An 18,048-nucleotide genomic window follows, 5' to 3' on the forward strand; every position below is an offset into this window, starting at 1 on the left:
GCCTGGTCGGCCATGCCGGTCAGGCGTCGAGCGTGAACCCGTGGGCGGCATCGTCATCGTCCTCATCCATGGACCATTCCGCCGCCCCCGGCAGGGTCGGCAGGGAACGGCATTCATGGAGATCGCGTGCCATCTGCTCGGCGAACTTCGCTGCGACCAATGGCAACGGGCGGCCCTTGAGCTGCCCCAGCACCAGCGGCCCGTAGGTCCGGTCGATGTCGCTGATCCGGCGCACCGCGAACCGGGGATCATGGCGCCAGACATCGGCCCCAATGTCGATCTGAAAGGTGATGAGATCGCCGCCGGCAACCAGTTCGCCCAGAAAGTCGAAGCTGTTGGCTTCCACCGCTACATTGAGCTTGGCTGAGCTTGAGAGCAGCCGGTTCTCGACGATTTCGCGCCCGCCAAAGGCCATGTCCGGCATGGCGACGTCATATTCTGCGCATTGCCGCAGACGCAGCACCTCATGCTGGGCGAGCGGATGGTCCGCCGCCATGACGGCCACCAAGCCCTGACCGATCGACATGATCGGGTGAAGCTCCGACGAGCGAAGCGGACGGAAGATCAGCACGATATCCATTTCATAATCGATCAATGCGCGCACCGCCGTGCTGTGATCGGTCACGGAGAGCTTGAACTTCACATTGGGATGTTTTTCGCGAAAGCTGACGATGTGACGCAGGACGAAACTGCGGGCGACTGCCTGGCTGCAGGCAATGCGCACCTCGCCCCGCTGCAGACCTTCCAGCTCCTCGATCTGCGAGTAGACGCGCCGCAATTCGGAGGTCTGCATCCGTATCCAGCTGATCAGCACTTCGCCGGCGGCAGTGAGGCGGACGCCAGAGGTGTGTCGCTCGAAAATAACGGCGTTCAGGTCATGCTCGACGTCCTGAATGCGGCGGAGCAGGGCGGAGGGCGTCACGTTCAACCGCTCGGCCGCCTGACGGACCGAACCCACGCGCGCGACCTCATCGATATACTGCCAGATCCTCTGGTTGCGTAGCGCCATCAGCGACTCCGTTCGATTTTCGGCTACACCATGCCCCTGGTTTAGCACCACTTGGTCACCGGCACATCCCTTATGCACCGATGTATCGAATATCGTCTTTGAAGTCGGCTTCGGTCGAAACGCACCTCTTTAAAGTCGAATCGAATAACAGAAGTCAATATCAATTTTGATTCTGGTCTATTTTCGAACAATAACGTCACGGGCGGGCAATGAATCTCGATCTCGATAGTAAAGTTGTGATGATTACAGGCGCCGGGAAAGGTATGGGTCCTGCAATTTCACAGGCCTTTTCTAGTGAAGGCGCCAAGATCGTCATCCTTGGCCGTGATATGACCGCGCTGGAGACCCTGAAGGAAGAGATTGGCCCGAAGGCCTCCGTCACCGTCATCCGCTGTGACGTCACCAGCGCCTCCGACTGCGAGGCCGCGGTAAGCCAGGCCGAGACGGCGCATGGCCGTGTCGATGTGCTGGTCAACGTCGCTGGCGGCACAGGGCCGGTCGGCGACACCGCCTGGGAGACCACGCCGGAAGGTTTCGATGAAATCATCAAGCTCAACATGGGCGGCTGCTTTTTGATGATGAAGGCCGTCCTGCCCGGCATGATCGCGCGGCGTTATGGCAAGATCGTGAATGTCGGTGGCACCTTCGGCATGCATGGACGCGCCGGCCGCATGGCCTACTCCGCCTCGAAATGGGGTCTGCGCGGCATCACCAAGTCGACGGCGATCGAGGCTGGGCCTTACAATATCAACGTGAATATCGTCGCGCCCGGCATGGTTGATGGTCCGCGCTTCCGCACCAAGGTGATGCCGGGTATGGCCGAGGCAGCCGGGCGCAGCGAAGAGGAAATCATCGCCGAGCACGCTGCCGAATATGCGCTGCGCCGCATCAGCAGCGCGCAGGACGTGGCCAATGCCTGCCTGTTCCTCGCCTCCGACGTTTCGCGCCAGATCACCGGCATCGACCTGCCCGTCGATGGTGGCTGGGCCGCTCTCTGATCCTCTCATAACCATGGAACCCGCCATGAAAGCCGATATCGTCATCAACGGCGCCACAATCGTCACCGACAGCGCCATGTTCCCCGCCTCGATCGCGATCAAGGACGGCCTCATCCTGGCCATCGGAGCGCGGGAGGCGATGCCCGAGGCCGCCGAGGTGGTCGATGCGACCGGCAAGCACATTCTCCCCGGCGCCATCGACGCGCATGTGCATTTCCGCGATCCCGGCTACACGCACAAGGAAACCTGGGAAACCGGTACGGCCAGCGCTGCGATGGGCGGCGTCACCACCGTGTTCGAGATGCCAAACACCAATCCGCCGACGGGCACGGTGGAAGCACTCAACATGAAGCTGGAATCGGCCAAGAAGGCCTATGTCGACTTCGGCATCTACGGCCTGCTCGGCGAGGATAATCTCGACCAGCTCGAGGCACTGATCGAGGGCGGCGTCGCCGGCTTCAAATGCTTCATGGGCAACACCTTCGGCAACCTCCCATCCCCGCCGAGCGGTGCGATCCTCGAAGGGTTCGAGATCGTCGCAAAGCACGGCTATCGCGTGGCGCTGCACGCCGAGAATGCCTCGATCATGGCGCGTCGCTCGAAGAAGCTGCGCGAGCAGGATTGCTGCGACCCGCTGGCGCATCTCGACGCCCGCCCGCCCGTCGTCGCGGTGGAAGCGGTCTCGCGAGCGGCCATTCTCGCGGAATGGACCGGAGCGCGCATCCACATCCTGCACGTCTCATCCGGCGACGAACTGCGTCCGCTGCGCGAGGCGAAAGCCCGCGGTGTCGACATCACGGCCGAGACTTGCCCCCATTATCTGCTGCTCGACGAGCGCGCTTATACCGAGAAGAAGTCGCTCATCCGCGTCAATCCGCCGGTGCGCGAGAAGGTCCATCAAGAGCAGCTCTGGCAGGGCGTTGCGGACGGCACGATCGACATGATCGCCACCGACCATGCGCCGCACAGCCATGCAGAAAAGCATAATGATGACATCTGGAGGGCCGACTGCGGCTTTACCGGTGTGCAGACACAGATGCCGCTGATGCTCACCCAGATCGCCAATGGTCGGATGACGCTGACGCAATATGTCCGCATGACCTCGCTGGCGCCAGCAAAGGCATTCGGCCTCTATCCGCGCAAAGGCGCCTTGCTGCCGGGCTCCGATGCGGACATCGTCGTCGTCGACATGGAGAAGGCGGTCAAGGTCGACTCCGCGTTGCTCAAGTCCAAGGGCTCCTCGACGCCCTTCCAGGGTTACGAGACCAAGGGTGCCCCGATCCATACGCTGGTGCGCGGACGCTTCGTGATGCGTGACGGAGAGTTGGTGACGAGCGCGATGGGCCACGGCCTCAACGTGCGGCGCATTCAGCAGATGCCTGCGCCGACGCCGCGCAATACCCACACCACGACCAAGGCTATTCTCGAAAAGCGAGGCAAGCGTTACTGAGCTTGGGGGGCTACGATGGCGCCGATTTCGCGCAAGCGATTGAGCGCCGTCGCTTTCAGTATCTAATCGCGTTGTTCTGCGGCAGTTACCGTCCGCGAGGCGCGGCTCCGCCCGGCGGGGGGATGGTGGACGTGCCTGGTTATTCGACAATGCACAGGGCCTGACGGATATGACCGCAGAAGTCTTTAGGCACACACGACGGTAATCGTCGATGATCGAGCACCACTCTCACACACGTTACGAAACTGCTTGAAGAGCCGGCGACTTCTTCGGCGACAGTTGCTTTGGCCGTCACGGTGCGCTTTTAGCTGCGCGTTACACCGGCGGCGACAACGACGCGCACCTGATCGCGCGCGGTCACCGCCGCTTCTGCCTGAGCGCTCGCCCCCTTTAATCCGCGACGGACGCAGCCCGCCAGGTCAGCCGAATAAGCAGTGCCAAATCCGAGCGCATAGCTGAATGTGCCGGGAAATGCCGCCGCTGGACATGTGAACGCGTGCCAAGGCCATGGCCTGTGACGGCAGCGCTGACCGTTTACCCGCCTCCTCCTCCTGCACAACCGCACTTGCCCACCGCAGATTTGTCTCGGCCACGCGAAGATCGGTGTCGGTGGCACGCGCTTCCTCAAAATAGGCATCGAGCCTTGGATCGTCGTAGAGCCTGTCCGGTTGTTCCCGCATCATTTTTGCGTGAGGAACGGATCGGCGATGTCTTGACGCTGTGCGATTGCGTCCGTCTGTATGCATAATTGGCTTGGCCTCGCCGCCATCATGGCGGGGTCCTGAGCACGGAGCAACCTGAGCTCTATCCCTTGCCTCGCCCATAATTTTCGATCGCCTGGCTAACCCGCTGGAGGACGGAGAGACAGGTCTCCAGCTCAGAGCGGGAGACGTCGCTGAGCAGTGCGTCCCTTATGTCGCTGACCTCCTGCGAGATCGCCTCGATGATCGGATGCGCCGCTGGCGTAAGGTGCAGGTTCTTGACCCGGCGATCCGTGCTGCTCTCGCGCCGCTCAAGCAGCCCCTGACGGACGAGCTCGTCCACGATGGCCACCAAAGTGGCGCTGGTGACGGACATATGTTCCGCCAGTTCGGTCTGGGTAATCCCCGGCTGCAGTCGCGCCCAGGCGAGCACCCGCCAGCGGGGCTGTGTCTGGCCCGCGAAGCGCAGATGTTCATCCAGCAGATTGCGCCACGCGCGGCCGGTGCCGACCAGCCACCACGACATCTGCACCCGCAAATCAGCATCCGAACCGGGTTCCTGGCCACGGGCCGGCGGCGGTCCTGGCACGAACCGCTCTTTCGCCTCCTTTGCGGAAAACGGCACGATTTTCGGCGAATCCTTTGCGTCTTTCGACCTTCCCATCATCGCCCTCCTGCCTTGTTGGTCTTGATGCTTCAACACCCATTGCCTTCACTTTAAAAGATAGGATATGAATTACTAGTCGCCCTAAACATTAGGGCGGTAAATTCATGTCCATACGTGCTCTACGCCGTGCCACACGGAAGCGGTCGGGCGAACGATATGGGCAGAGACTGGGGAGAGGATTGCAATGCTGGCGCTTCGTCAACGAGTTCGGGTTTTGAGAAATTCTGCGGCCATTCTGGCGATGGCTGCGATCGGCGTGGCCTCTGCCGCGCACGCGCAGGATCAGGGCGGTCCAGCACCGCAGGCCGAGGATCGGGCCGCATCCGGTTCGCAGGAGATCGTCGTGACCGGCTCGCGCATCACGCGCGGCGGCTTCACCGCGCCGACTCCCGTCACCGCGATTGGCCGCGACCGACTCGAGACGACTGCCGCGACGAATATTGGCGACGTGCTGAGCCAGTTGCCCAGCTTTCGGGCCACCTCCAGCCCTTCCGCCACACAGACGACGCCCGGCAATGCCGTCGGCTCCCGCGTGCTGGAACTGCGCAGCCTTGGCAGCGAGCGCACCCTGGTGCTGGTCAATGGCCGTCGGTTCGTGCCGACGACAGCGCGCGGGACGGTCGACACCAATTATATCCCCGGCATCCTCATCGATCGCGTTGACGTCGTGACCGGCGGTGCCTCGGCGGCCTATGGTTCGGACGCGGTTGCGGGCGTCGTGAACTTCATCCTCAACAACAAGCTCGATGGCCTTCGGGCCGAGGCCCAGTCGGGCATCTCGCAGCGCGGCGACGACCGCACGATCTTCCTCTCGGCGGCCGGCGGCACATCCTTCGCCGGTGGCCGGGGCCACGTCGTGTTCGGCGGGGAGTATGAAGACAATGATGGCCTGGCGGACTGCTATCAGGCCCGCTCGCTGTGCGCGCAGGAGTGGACGCTTGTCGGCCGCCCGGCTGGCGCGGCCGGTGCGGGCGCCCCGGCGCTGAGCATTCTCAACAATGTCCACACCGCCACCATAGCCCCGGGCGGCCTTATCCTCAGCAATGGCCCCCTCAAGGGCCTGCAGTTCCTGCCGGATGGGACGACAGCGCCCTACGAGGTCGGCAGGCTCGCGGGTTCGCTGTTTCAGCAGGGCGGCAGTGGGAAAGGCCAGAACGCCTTTCTCGCCGGCCTGCTTCTCAAGGTGCCGGTCGAGCGCTTCAGCACCTATGGCCATGCCGAATATGAATTCAGTGACGCGCTCAAGGCCACGCTGGAAGCATCCTATGGCGAAGTCCGCGCCTTCTCGGTGAGTGCACAGCTGCGCGACAGCACAGGCTCGCTGATCGGTCCGGTCCGCCGCGACAATCCGTATCTCCCCCGGTCGGTCACGGACGTCATGGATGCCAACGGCATCACCCAGTTCAACATGGGCCGCGCCGGGCTCGACCTCGGCAATGCCCGCGGCGCGACCAAGAGCACTGCCTTCCGTATCGTCGGCGGCCTTTCCGGCGCCATCACCGATAGCTGGACGTGGAACGCCTACTATCAATATGGCCGCAGCACCTATCATCAGGAAGCGACCAACAACCTCATCCGCTCGCGCCTGCTGCTGGCGGCCGATGTCACCACCGGCCCCGGCGGCACGCCAATCTGCCGCTCGACGCTCACCAACCCGACCAATGGCTGCCAGCCGCTCAACCTGATCGGCGCCGGCCGCTTCAGTCAGGAGGCGCTGGCCTATGTCACCGGCACATCGATGCTCGACCTGAAGATCACCCAACAGGTTGCTGCGCTCGACGTGCAGGGCGATCTCGTCGACTTGTGGGCCGGCCCGCTGTCGCTCGCGGCCGGCGCGGAATATCGCCGCGACGAGGTGAAGGGCTCGACGGACCCGCTCTCGCCGACCGGCGCCTTCTACGTCTCTAACTTCGCTGCTTCCAACGGCAAGGTCGAGGTCAAGGAAGCATTCGTTGAGGCGGTCCTGCCGTTGCTTAAGGACAGTGCGCTGGGCAAAAGCCTGGAGCTGAACGGCGCCGCGCGCCGCACCGACTACAGCACGAGCGGCGCGGTCACCACCTGGAAGCTCGGCGGCGTCTATGAGCCGGTCGATTTCCTGCGCCTGCGTGGCACGCTCTCTCGCGATATCCGGGCGCCCAATGTGAACGAGCTGTTCGGCTCGGTCACGCGCAGCTTCTCGTCCTTCACCGATCCGGTGACGAGCAAGCAGGGCCTGATCGAAATCGTCTCGGGCTCCAACAACACCCTGCGCCCGGAGAAGGCCGATACCTTCACGGCCGGCGTGGTGCTGAGCAACCTGTCGTTTCTGCGCGGCTTCAACCTCTCGATCGATTATTACAATATCCGCGTAAACGACGCGATCGCGCAGATCGGCTCATCGACCATCGCGACGCGCTGTCTGGTGAACAACGCGACCGAGTTCTGCCCACTGATCACGCGGAACGGGGCAGGCGAAGTGACGCTGATCAACGACCGTCTGCAGAATGTGAATGGCTTCAAGACCCGGGGCCTGGATATCGAGGCGAGCTATCGCACCCGCATCGGTGCCGCCGCATCGCTCGACCTGCGGCTGCTGGCGACCAAGACGTTCGATCTCATGATCATCGACAGCGCCGGTTCGGTCGACCGCGCCGGCCAGACCGGCTTCCGCGCCAGCAACACCCCCGGCGTGCCGGACTATGTGCTGGACGGCATGGCGACCCTCAAGGCCGGGCCTTTCAGCGTGAGTGCGCATGGCCGCTACATTCCCGAGGGCAAGTTCCTCGTCGAGTTCGTCGGCCCCGAGGATGCGGGCTACAGTGTCGGCCTCGCGAACAGCATCAGCACCAATCGCGTCGCCGCCCGCTTCTATGCGGACCTCACGCTGGGCTGGAATGTGAAGGCCGGCCGTAGCGATTTCGAATATTTCATCGCGATCCGTAACCTGTTCGACAAGGATCCGCCGATTGCGCCCAGCGCGGTGGGCATCACCAATCAGGTGCTGTTCGATCAGGTCGGACGCGCGTTCCGCGTCGGGGTGCGCCTCAAGCGATGAGCGAGCCGGTCGGCACGCAAGCCAAGGGTGAGACGCAGCCGGCATCGGCCGGCGCGTCTGGAGCCGGCGACGATTGGCCGTCGCCGGCCCGCGCCTGGTACACGATCTGGCTGATCGCCTTCGTGACCATGCTCTCCAATGTCGACCGGAACATCATCAACCTGCTGGTCCAGCCGATCAAGCGCGACCTGGCGCTGAGCGATACCCAGATCAGCCTCATCATCGGCTTCGCCTTTTCGTCGGCCTATATGGTCGTCGGCTTGCCGATGGCTCGCGTCGCGGATCAGCGCAGCCGCAAGATGATCCTGACGGCCGGCCTGACGGTGTGGAGCCTGGCCACTGCGCTCTGTGGCATGGCCAGGAGCTTCGGCGGGCTGTTTTTCGCGCGCGGCGTCGTCGGGGGCGCGGAGTCCGTCGCCGGCCCCTCGTCCATGTCGATGATCTCGGACATGGTGCCGCGGTCAAAGTTGCCGCGTGCCTTCGCGGTCTATCAGCTCGGCATCAGCGCCGGTCAGGCCACGGCGTTGTTGGCCGGTGGCCTGCTGGTGGCGTTCTTTGCCGGAATGGGGCCGGTCCATATCCCGGTTCTGGGCGAGATGCGCGAGTGGCAGCTCGTCTTCCTCGTCTGCGCCCTGCCGGGGCTGGCAACCGCCTTGCTCTTTCTCGTCACCGTGCGGGAGCCGGTGCGCCGCAATCGCCGCGGCAAGGGCAGCGTACCACTGCGCGAGGTGGGGGCGTATCTCCTGTCAAACCGCATATTGTTCCTTCCACTGTTCCTCAGCATCGGCATCGGCGCGATCGAGACGACGGGCCTCATGACGTGGCGCGCGGCCTTTTATGAGCGCACCTATGGCTGGGGACCGGCGCAGATCGGGCCACTGCTGGCGCTGTCGCTCCTCATCTCCACTCCGATTGCGTTGACGCTGGGCACCTGGTTCGCGGAATATATGGGCAAGCGCGGAAATCCCGATGCGATGGCGCGGGTCTGCTTCTATTCGCAAGCCCTGTCCGCTCCTTTCGCGATCGCCACCTCGCTCATGCCCAGCCCCTGGCTCGCCTTCTTCTGCGGCATGATCTCGTCGATCATCGGCCTCGCCAGCGCCCCTGCGCAGAATGCGGCGATCCAGATGGTGACGCCAAGCGAGATGCGCGCCCAGATTAGCGCGGTGTATCTCTTCACCATCAGTGTCATCGGCAATGGCCTCGGGCCGCTGCTCATTGCGCTGGTGACCGATTTCCTGCTGAAGGACGAGAGCATGCTGCGCTACTCGATGGCGTTCTTCGCCGCCGTAATGGCCCCCGGCGGGGCGGCGCTCATGTATCTGGCGATCAAACCTTATGCTCAGGCTGTAAGGAGTTCTGGTTTTGGGGAGCCGTCACGCTGAAGGGGTTCGGAGGGCGCCAATAAACTAATGATCTTGAAAAGGATTTTAGCGAGGATGGGCTGCCATCCTGAGCTCTCACTCACCCAATATCGCGCTCTAATTGCCGGGCTTCTTTAGTTCGCGCACCCACGAAACACACCGCGGTTTTTCCAGTCGGCTGCCCCGCCCCGCTCAGCAATTTCATCAATCTGTCACGGGCATCGGTCCATAGGGCTGGCGCGATGGTGGAGCGACAAGATGCTATCGCCCGGTGGGTGGCGCGAGAAATCCTGCCTTACGAGGGGCGGGTGAGGACGGCGCTTGCCCGGCGATGGCGTGGCGTGGTCGACCTGGAGGACGTGCTGCACGAGGCCTACTGCCGCCTGTCTTCTCTCCAGTCGATTGACCATATCGAGCAGCCGCTTTCCTATTTTCATCGCACAGCGCATGCTGCAGCGGTCGATCTGGCCAGGCGGGCCAAATCAAAAAATGTCATCCTCATGACGGAAACGGAATGGTTTGACGTCGTAGATGAGGGGCCCCTGGCAGATCGTGTGCTGCAAGCGCGCCAGGATTTGGGGCGCGTACAGGCTTTGCTGTCCACTCTTTCAGAGACGTGCCGCAAAGTGATCGAGTTACGGCGGCTCGAAGGCCTCTCTCAAAAAGAGACGGCAAAGCGTCTCGGGGTGAGTGAGCATGTTGTTGAGAATCACATGGTGCGTGGGTTGAAAAAGATGCTCAAAACCATGACCGATGAGGACGCTGCGGCGGAAAGGACGACCGGGATGGACGTCGGGCCGCAAGCAGCCCCCCCAGAACAGAAAGTCAGAGAGGTTGTACGGATTGGTAAGCCCCGGCCCTACTGAAAGCAGAAACGATCAGGCAGCCCGTTGGGCCGTGCGGACTTCCTCCGGCGACATATCGGCGGCGGATCGCGTGACGCTTGATGCATGGCTCGCTGCAGATCGTCGGAACAGAGGCGCATATCTTCGCTGCTGCGCTGGGATGCATGCGCTCGGAGGAGGCGCACCACATCCACATGGCCCCGCGCACGAGCCATTTGGCACCGCCTTGCCGGGCTCTGAGCGGCCTGCGTCCAACGACGATGCGCAAGACCACAGCGCGCCGGGGCGGCGGGCAACGGCTTGGCTGCTGAGCTCGCTCATTAGCGGCGTTTCTTTGGCAGCGTCCATCGCGATCGTTGCCCAAACGGGCTTGTTTAGCGCGAGGGTACCGGCTTCGCCCGCCAGAGACCTTAATGTTTCTGCTGTTCGCGTGTTGAAACTGCAGGATGGATCGGTCGCCCATCTACGCGCCGGTGCCGATATCGTATACGACATGTCAGCCAAAGTACGCAAAATCAGGTTGATCAGCGGGCAGGCGGTGTTCGAGGTAGCCAAGGATGCCACCCGTCCGTTCGTGGTGCAATCCGGCGATGTTTATGCCCAGGCAACCGGCACGGTTTATTCCGTCAATCGCATCGGAGCTACGGGCGGCGCGATTCATGTGACGGAGGGCAGCGTGCTTGTGTGGGCGCGCGATGGGCGGGATCAAGCCGTGCTGCTTCACCAAGGCGGCAAGCTATCGCTTGATCCAGGACCGAGAGCGGCCGTCTCCCGCGCGCCTGCCAGACCAGTGGCTCCCGAGCCGGTCATCGCTCAGATTTCGCTCGATAACACGCCCATTGCGGCTGCTGCCGAGCGGTTCAATCGCGTGAACCAGACCAAGATCATCATTACCGATCCGGCGATAGGCGAGATCAAGATTGTCGGGCTGTTCCGGGCCAGCGAGCCCGATCGTTTCGCCCGGGCCGCTGCTGCTGTTGCTGGGGCGGAGCTGGTTTATGACAAGAGCAGTAATGTCATAAAACTGAAGTAAAAAATTCTCAAATAATTAATATTATTCGAGTGACGGATAATATAGTTCAGAGCAGTCATCCCGATTGTAATTCATAACATTCAGGGGTTCGGCAATGTATCTTCCTCTTTCTCGAAATTCTGTGTCGATTGTTGCGCTCGCCGTCGCGACAATCTTGCCGTCGCAGGTTCAGGCCCAGACGCAAACCCGTCAATTTGATCTGCCTGCCCAATCGGCCGCGAGCGGCGCCAAGGAATTTGCCCGTCAGGCCGGCATTCAGATCATCGTTGCAGGACGCCATGCCGAAGGTCGCACGACCAACGCAATCAGGGACAGCTTGGACCCCCGCATTGCACTGGACAGGCTGGTAGCCGGCACAGGCCTCACCGTCCGCTCCTTCGATGGCGAGGTCGCCATCCTCGTCGGGGACGAAGAGCAAGATGGTGCGGCGCTGGTGGTCACCGGATCACGCATTGTGCGCGACGGATATGAAGCACCGACGCCCCTCACGGTTCTTGGCCGGGAGGAGATTGAACGTGCCGCGCAGGTCAATCTCGCAGAGCAGATCAGCCGTCTGCCAGCACTGGCAGGCAGCAACAATCCGCGCAACACGGCGAGCAACATCAGCGGCGGCTTCATGGGTATAAGCAGCTTGAACCTTCGCAACCTGGGCGCCACGCGCACCCTGGTGCTGCTGGATAGCCAGCGGCTGCCGGCGGCCTCGCTCAACGGCCTGGTCGATGCCAATTCCATTCCGGGAGGCTTGGTAAAACGCGTGGACGTCGTGACTGGCGGCGCATCGGCCGCCTGGGGATCAGACGCTGTGGCAGGCGTGGTCAATTATGTGCTCGACAAGGAGTTCACGGGCGTCCGGGGCGAGGTCCAGGGCGGGGTGACCACTTATGGCGATGACAGAAACTACAAGATTTCCTTGAGTGCAGGCACGGATTTTGCGGGTGGTCGCGGGCATGTCCTCGTCAGCGGCGAGAATTGGTACAGTGAAGGCATCGAAGGCATGCCGCGCGACTGGTATCGCGGTCGCAAGACCCTGGTGAACCCGAGCTACTCTGCAACAAACGGTCAGCCCTATTATCTGGTGCGGGATAATGTCGGCTACACGACGGTGGCACCCGGCGCCATCGTGACGACCGGGCCTCTGCAGGGCCTCTATTTTGGCGAGGGTGGTACCCCCGCCCAGCTTAATTATGGATCGACTGTCAGCAACCCGTTCATGGTGGGCGGTGACTGGCGCTATACCGATTTCGGCAATGGGCCGCAGAATCTCGATCCGGAACTATCTCACCGCAGCGTATTCACGCGGCTGAGCTATGATGTCGCCGATGCCGTTAAGCTGTTTGGCGAGTTTTCGTTCGTTGAGGCAAAGACGAAGACGACGGGTACGCCGATGTTCAACTTCGGCGGAATCATCATCCAGCGCGACAATGCATTCCTGCCCTCAGAGGTGGGTGAGGCAATGGACGCTGCGAAGGTCACGACGTTGAACGTGGGCACATGGAACTCAGCGATCGGCGGGATCGTGACCGAAACCCGACACGACCTTTACCGTTATGCCATCGGCGCGGAAGGCACGGTCAATGGACTCGGCACGGAGTGGAACTGGATCGTGCGGGCCAACCGCAACATCAGCAAATTCTATAATGGCACAAACATCCCGATCACCGCCAATTACACCAAGGCGCGAGATGCCGTGCGCAACAGCAGTGGCGCTATCGTCTGCCGGTCCACGCTGACCGACCCCACGAATGGCTGTGTGCCCTTGAATATTCTGGGGACCGGCGTCGCGTCGCGGGCCGCGCTGGATTATGTGATGGGCCACAGCTATCTCAACGCCCAGATCACGCAGGATGTCGTATCTGCAACCGTCCGGGGCGAGCCCTTCGCCACCTGGGCAGGTCCGGTCTCCCTGGCGTTCGGCCTTGAACACCGCCGGGAAGCGGAACAGGGCGAAAGCGACCCTCTCTCGCTCGTGAACAGCTATTGGGCAGGCAATTACAAGCCGATTTCCGGCGCCTACACGGTCAAGGAGGCCTTCCTCGAGATCGTCGCGCCATTGGTCAAAGATATGGTGTGGGCGAAATCGCTGGACCTCAATGCCGCGGTTCGCGCGACCGATTACAGCACATCGGGCTATGTGACGACTTGGAAACTTGGCCTCACCTGGGCGCCGATCGACGACATCCGCTTTCGCGCAACGCGCTCCCGTGACATCAGGGCAGGCAATCTTTCCGAGTTGTTCCAGGCCGGGCAGACCAACACGACGACGCTGGTGGACCCATTCAAAAATGACCAAGCCTATACGGTCTTCCAGACCACGGTGGGCAACCCTACAGTGAGCCCGGAAAAGGCGGATACTCTTAACCTGGGCGTGGTTTTGCAACCCAGCTTCGTCCCCGGATTCTCGGCTTCAGTGGATTATTTCGATATCGTCGTGAACGACGCCATCACGACGCTGGCAGCCAGCACGATCGTCAATCAATGCTATCAGGGCAACAGCGTGATCTGTGACCTGATCGAGCGCGATGCGGATGGCTTTATGACCGAAGTATTCCGCCGTCCGATCAATCTCAGCCGCCAGAGCGTGCGCGGGCTGGACTTTGAGGCGGGCTATCGGATCCCGCTGGAGGCTGTCTCGGCCTCTTGGGGGGCGGGCAAGCTGAGCATCCGCATTCTGGCGACGCGTTATCTGGAAAGCAGCCTGGATGACGGCATCTCATCCACGACGTCAGATCTTGGCGTGAATACCGGTACCCCCACCTGGCGCTATCTTGGAGAAATCGCGTTCGACAAGGGGCCGCTCTCCCTTTCCATCACTGGGAGAGGCTTTAGCGATGGCGTGCTGAACGCTTCGTGGATCGAGTGCGCCACCAATTGCCCAACCTCTACCATCGCGAACCGCACGGTCGATAACAACCATGTCGATGGGGCGTTCTACGTCGATTTTGGCGCAAGCTATCGCCTGTCGGACGGGGTGAAGCTCTATGTCGCAGTGGATAACGTCGCAAACAAGGCGCCAGCGCCCTACGCGTCGGCGGGAACTGGGATCGGCAGCGCCCAGATCGGCATTTCCCAAACCTATTATGACGTCGTCGGCCGGTCCTTCCGCGCTGGCGCCCGCTTCCAGTTCTGATTGCGATCTGATCCACGGGAGATTGAAATGACCCTTGCAGGCCATGCCCTCCGCGCTGTTGTCCTCCTTTTCCTGCTGACCGCGCCGCTAGCCGGGCAGCCGGTGGATGGCAATGCGGACGCATGGTCGCGATGGAATGTGCCGCAGGCCGCGCAGGATGCAAAAATTCTGCCGGCCTGCACTGGCCCTTATCAGATCTCATCGGGCGATCTGAACGGGGATGGCCAACCGGATCTGGTGATCCCTTGCCGGGGGACATTGTTGTCTCCCAAGCTTGCGCGCCCGGCCAATGACCAGCTGACTGTCTATCTCTCCCCCTGCAAGCCCGGGGGACAATGGGAGAGGCAGGATTTCTCGGTCGGCTTTGGGCCCTATCATTCCGCAATTGGGGATCTTGATGGGGATGCCTTGCCGGATGTAGTCGTCCCAAACTATCAGGCGAATGACGGGCGTGACCTCGCCATCCTCTATGGCAAAAAAAACGGGAAGAGGCTCTTCGAGCTGACGACCTTCCTGTCTTTCGACGATCGCGATCTGGTCAACGAATATGGCTTGGATGCGAAAGGAGAGCCCCGCTACCCGACGCCCGGCCTTACCAGCGCCGTGATCGCCGATTTGAATGGCGATGGACGACCGGATATTGTGACCGTCTCCTATCAGTCGAATAAATTCTATGTTCTGCTGAACGAGGGAAGGCGCAAATTCCGTACCATTCGCTATCCTCATCAGGCGCCCCCGTATGACCAGATGCTGGGTGGCCCCCGCGATATCGCTGCCGCCGATTATGATGGAGACGGCATCCTCGACCTCGCTTTCTCTATGTACGAGACAAATCTCATCGAAGTGTGGCGGGGCGACGGCAAGGGCGGCTTCGCGCCGTGGCGTCGCAACCCATCGTTCGGGCGTATCCCCTATCATCTCAAGACGGGCGATGTTGATGGTGATGGACGAGCGGACATTGTCGTCGGAAATCGCAGCACCAGCGACAATGTCGTCCTGCTGCACAATGGCCCGGATCGCTTTGTCTATCGAGGCTCCTTCACGCCAGAAACCGCCAAAAATGCCGAGGCGACAGCAGATGAAATCCGCGATGTGATGCTGGCGGATATCGACAAGGACGGACGGCTGGACTTAGTCGCTGCGGCGCGTGAATCCGGTAAGCTCATCTTCTGGCGTGGCGCTGGCGAAACCGGCTTCAACCGTGCCTTTGTCGATCGCCGCGTGGCTGAGTTCCCGCGCAAGGGGCCCCGCGGCCTTGCGATGCTGCCAGATGCAGTGGCCGTGATATTCTATGATAGCAGCGAGGTTGGCATACTCCCCCTGCCGCCGAAAGATTGACGAATACTCAGCCGTCGTGAAGTCTGACGAACCGCGCCAAAAATCAGTACGATTTACCAGACAGCACCAAGTCATGCGTTTTCGTCATCCTAGAAGTCGTTCGGAGACCGATTGGGGGGCTGAAGCTGACGTTGGTCGCAGCGGACAGGTCGCCGACGGCACATAGCTCACCACAAAGTCCGTGAGACTCTAGTTGCTACAGAGCGCATGTCAGGTGGCCACGTCGCCTAGCGCTTGTCTCCAATCTCGGTCGCGATCATGCTTTGCCGATCCCGCAGGGTAAATGCGAATATGTGCTCGGTCTGCATTTGTTCGCGCAAAAACGCCGCGCCCGATCTCATCGGTGCCGCGATCATGGCAGCTCTCGCTCTTTTCGGCGGCACGCAAGTCATCCTACGATGAAGAGCTCATTTCAAAAACACCGGTTACGTCGTGGCGGCGGAGTGATAAGGGACGGATGATGCGCAAGCTTCTCCCTTTGCTCGCCTGCCTGATGCTGGTGCTTTCCGGCTTCGCTGGCATGGCGCACGCTGCTGAAGCGGTGGGCGGGAGCGTGCTTGGCGCCGAACTTGCGGTCCACGCACCGGGTGATGGCGACGAGGTGCCCGCGGACGGCGACAATGGATTGCCGCATCATCACCATCCCTGTCACTGCGGCGTCGATACTCACGCTTGAAAAGGCCATAGCCGCGGCGGGCGGCGCAGCACCGTCAACCGACGCGGCCAAAGCCGCTATCGAAGCCGCCCGCGCCAACCAAATGGTTGCGGGCCTGCGTCCAAAGCCTGGGCTTTGTGCCCATGGCCTTTGCCAGCGGCTCCGGAGCCGAGGTCCAGAAGCCGCTGGCGACCGTGGTGATCGGCGGCCTGATATCCGCAACGCTGCTGACGCTGTTCGTTCTTCCGACACTCTATGCCAGCTTTGGACAACGCGCTGTCGGGCGGCGCAGTCATCCGATGACCTCGGACAAGCGTCCCCCGCTTTTGTCAAAGCCGGTTAGTCAGACGCGCGAATGATGTGCATTTGAGGTGGTCCGAATGGTCATGTGACGCGCCGCAAGGAAGAAATGCCAGGCGGGCCACACCATCGCTGCGAGGCATCCCATGATCACCCATTGCGTGGCCTGGGATGTCGCGGAGCGGCATGCGCTGGCCAGTTCCGGGCCGCTCCCGGCGGCGGCCGCACCGCCGGGGCACGCGCTCGAAAAACCACCTTGCTCAAGGACGCTGAAGAGATGAGCTGCCAGCAGATCGATCCCCATGCCGGCAAGCAGTGGACCAAAACCCATCGCGATCAGACTGAGGCAGAAGCTCGCGATGACCGATGCAGTCGCCCGGCCGTTCGGCCCGACCGTGCTGTGCAGCATGGCGTAGGAAGGCGCGAGATAGGTCGAGTTGACGACGGATGCGAGAAACAGGATCGCCGCGAGGCCCTGCCAGCTGTTTTGCGCATAAGCCGCGACATATAATGGCGCGCTGAGCGCAACGCCGATGGCGGGCACCCACATGATCCAGCGGTCGTCAAAGCGGGATGCCCAATGGACGATGAGCCCGCCTCCCAGCGTCGATATGGCCGATCCGAGCATGAAGGTCAGCGCAATGATCACGCCCAGCTCCGTGTAGCCCAGGTCGAACCGGCGGATCATGTAGGGGCCCATGAAGGTGACATTGGGCGCGCCGACCAGTCCGGCAGCCGTCAGAGCAATGATCACATTCCGGGCAATGGGGGATTTCCATAGCGTCATCGCAACTTCGATCAGGGACCCGGCGCTGGGCAACGTCCGCGCGGATGCCCGCTCAAAGCGGCCCCGCTCAGGCTCCTTGATAACCATCCAGGTCAGCAGGGCTACCAGCAGGCCGGGCAGACCCACGACCAGCATCGCGCTGCGCCATCCCCAATGGTCCATGACGAAGCCACCGATCACGACGCCGGCAAACCCGCCCAGCGGCAGGCCCAGCCCGAAGATCGACATCGCGCGCGTTCGCGCCTCCGGCGGAAAGAGATCACTGATCAACGAGTGTGAAGCGGGCAGGCAAGCCGCTTCACCGACACCGACACCGGCTCTGAACAGGCAAAGCTGCACGAAACTTGTCGCGAGCCCGCACAGCGCGGTCATGATCGACCAGAAGGCCACGCAGAGGGACAGGATCAACGTCCGGTTTCCCCGGTCGGACAGGCGCGCCATCGGAAATCCGACGACGACATACAGGAGACTGAAGGCGAAGCCGGTGAGCAGGCCAAGCTGCCAGTCCGCAAGGCGCAACTCTTCCTTGATCGGCTGGGCGAGGATCGAGAGGATGAACCGATCGAGATTGTTGAGCAGATAGACGAGCAGCAGGATGGAGAGCGCGATCCATGAGGCACGCGTGACATCTGGGCGGCTGGTCCCCCCCTTCAGATCGACCGCCTCATCCACCGCTGATTCGGCTGGCCTGCCAGAGTTCATTGCCTCGTCCCAACCCTTATCCCGATATCCGCCATGCC

General features: G+C 61.9%; 13 protein-coding genes and 2 pseudogenes. 11 read left to right on the plus strand and 4 right to left on the minus strand.

Annotation, left to right across the window (positions count from 1 at the left end):
• Positions 1-19 precede the first annotated feature (19 nt).
• Positions 20-1,009, minus strand: a complete 990-nt coding sequence (locus M2342_RS02715) for a LysR family transcriptional regulator (RefSeq protein ID WP_181560790.1) — start codon at positions 1,007-1,009, stop codon at positions 20-22.
• A 239-nt stretch (positions 1,010-1,248) separates the two neighbouring features.
• On the opposite strand from M2342_RS02715, the gene M2342_RS02720 reads away from it, so the two are divergent.
• A complete protein-coding gene (locus tag M2342_RS02720) occupies positions 1,249-2,007 on the plus strand; it encodes an SDR family NAD(P)-dependent oxidoreductase (RefSeq protein WP_264574222.1) in 759 nt (252 codons plus the stop codon).
• A 25-nt stretch (positions 2,008-2,032) separates the two neighbouring features.
• The gene (gene allB / locus M2342_RS02725; protein ID WP_264574223.1) at positions 2,033-3,457 is read left to right on the plus strand and encodes an allantoinase AllB; all 1,425 of its coding nucleotides are present in this window, start codon (positions 2,033-2,035) and stop codon (positions 3,455-3,457) included.
• 804 nt (positions 3,458-4,261) lie between these two features.
• Here the strand turns inward: allB and M2342_RS02730 are convergent.
• Complete coding sequence (locus tag M2342_RS02730; RefSeq protein ID WP_264577936.1) at positions 4,262-4,747, minus strand: MarR family winged helix-turn-helix transcriptional regulator; 486 nt, start codon at positions 4,745-4,747, stop codon at positions 4,262-4,264.
• Between the two features lie 319 nt (positions 4,748-5,066).
• Between M2342_RS02730 and M2342_RS02735 the strand changes: the two genes are divergently transcribed.
• The 7 genes and pseudogenes from M2342_RS02735 to M2342_RS02760 all read left to right on the plus strand — a co-directional run bounded on the left by M2342_RS02735 (position 5,067) and on the right by M2342_RS02760 (position 15,566).
• Complete coding sequence (locus M2342_RS02735) at positions 5,067-7,859, plus strand: TonB-dependent receptor plug domain-containing protein (protein ID WP_264577937.1); 2,793 nt, start codon at positions 5,067-5,069, stop codon at positions 7,857-7,859.
• On the plus strand, positions 7,856-9,244 hold the full coding sequence (locus M2342_RS02740) for an MFS transporter (RefSeq protein WP_264577938.1): 1,389 nt from the start codon (positions 7,856-7,858) through the stop codon (positions 9,242-9,244). The genes M2342_RS02735 and M2342_RS02740 overlap by 4 nt, the downstream gene beginning before the upstream one ends.
• A gap of 221 nt (positions 9,245-9,465) precedes the next feature.
• A complete protein-coding gene (locus M2342_RS02745) occupies positions 9,466-10,089 on the plus strand; it encodes an RNA polymerase sigma factor (RefSeq protein ID WP_264577939.1) in 624 nt (207 codons plus the stop codon).
• Positions 9,977-10,210, plus strand: a pseudogene (locus M2342_RS17070) (FecR/PupR family sigma factor regulator); the annotation flags it as partial. The gene M2342_RS02745 and the pseudogene M2342_RS17070, both read left to right, overlap by 113 nt.
• Positions 10,211-10,402: 192 nt before the next feature.
• Positions 10,403-11,101, plus strand: a complete 699-nt coding sequence (locus tag M2342_RS02750) for a FecR family protein (RefSeq protein ID WP_264577940.1) — start codon at positions 10,403-10,405, stop codon at positions 11,099-11,101.
• A 121-nt stretch (positions 11,102-11,222) separates the two neighbouring features.
• Complete coding sequence (locus tag M2342_RS02755; protein ID WP_264577941.1) at positions 11,223-14,228, plus strand: TonB-dependent receptor; 3,006 nt, start codon at positions 11,223-11,225, stop codon at positions 14,226-14,228.
• Positions 14,229-14,366: 138 nt separating this feature from the next.
• Positions 14,367-15,566, plus strand: a complete 1,200-nt coding sequence (locus M2342_RS02760; RefSeq protein WP_264577942.1) for an FG-GAP repeat domain-containing protein — start codon at positions 14,367-14,369, stop codon at positions 15,564-15,566.
• 227 nt (positions 15,567-15,793) lie between these two features.
• Here M2342_RS02760 and M2342_RS02765 read toward each other — a convergent pair whose 3' ends face one another.
• Positions 15,794-15,922, minus strand: coding sequence for a hypothetical protein (locus M2342_RS02765; RefSeq protein ID WP_264577943.1), 129 nt, complete (start codon positions 15,920-15,922; stop codon positions 15,794-15,796).
• Between the two features lie 104 nt (positions 15,923-16,026).
• On the opposite strand from M2342_RS02765, the gene M2342_RS02770 reads away from it, so the two are divergent.
• Both M2342_RS02770 and M2342_RS02775 read left to right on the plus strand, forming a co-directional pair.
• Positions 16,027-16,242: a hypothetical protein gene (locus tag M2342_RS02770; RefSeq protein WP_264577944.1), complete on the plus strand. Its 216-nt coding sequence runs from the start codon at positions 16,027-16,029 to the stop codon at positions 16,240-16,242.
• 86 nt (positions 16,243-16,328) lie between these two features.
• Positions 16,329-16,580, plus strand: a pseudogene (locus M2342_RS02775) (efflux RND transporter permease subunit); the annotation flags it as partial.
• On the opposite strand, the gene M2342_RS02780 reads toward M2342_RS02775, so the two are convergent.
• Positions 16,565-18,010: a spinster family MFS transporter gene (locus M2342_RS02780; protein WP_264577945.1), complete on the minus strand. Its 1,446-nt coding sequence runs from the start codon at positions 18,008-18,010 to the stop codon at positions 16,565-16,567. The pseudogene M2342_RS02775 and the gene M2342_RS02780 sit on opposite strands and share 16 nt — an antisense overlap.
• Positions 18,011-18,048 lie beyond the last annotated feature (38 nt).

The organism is Sphingobium sp. B8D3A (assembly GCF_025961995.1).
Classification (GTDB): domain Bacteria; phylum Pseudomonadota; class Alphaproteobacteria; order Sphingomonadales; family Sphingomonadaceae; genus Sphingobium.

Coding starts and splice junctions, on each gene's coding strand:
- M2342_RS02740 (WP_264577938.1), top strand. CDS start 7,856: ATGAGCGAGCCGGTCGGCACGCAAGCCAAGGGTGAGACGCAGCCGGCA.
- M2342_RS02745 (WP_264577939.1), top strand. CDS start 9,466: ATGGTGGAGCGACAAGATGCTATCGCCCGGTGGGTGGCGCGAGAAATC.
- M2342_RS02720 (WP_264574222.1), top strand. CDS start 1,249: ATGATTACAGGCGCCGGGAAAGGTATGGGTCCTGCAATTTCACAGGCC.
- allB (WP_264574223.1), top strand. CDS start 2,033: ATGAAAGCCGATATCGTCATCAACGGCGCCACAATCGTCACCGACAGC.
- M2342_RS02715 (WP_181560790.1), bottom strand. CDS start 1,009: ATGGCGCTACGCAACCAGAGGATCTGGCAGTATATCGATGAGGTCGCG.
- M2342_RS02765 (WP_264577943.1), bottom strand. CDS start 15,922: ATGATCGCGGCACCGATGAGATCGGGCGCGGCGTTTTTGCGCGAACAA.
- M2342_RS02735 (WP_264577937.1), top strand. CDS start 5,067: ATGGCTGCGATCGGCGTGGCCTCTGCCGCGCACGCGCAGGATCAGGGC.
- M2342_RS02770 (WP_264577944.1), top strand. CDS start 16,027: ATGCGCAAGCTTCTCCCTTTGCTCGCCTGCCTGATGCTGGTGCTTTCC.
- M2342_RS02780 (WP_264577945.1), bottom strand. CDS start 18,010: ATGAACTCTGGCAGGCCAGCCGAATCAGCGGTGGATGAGGCGGTCGAT.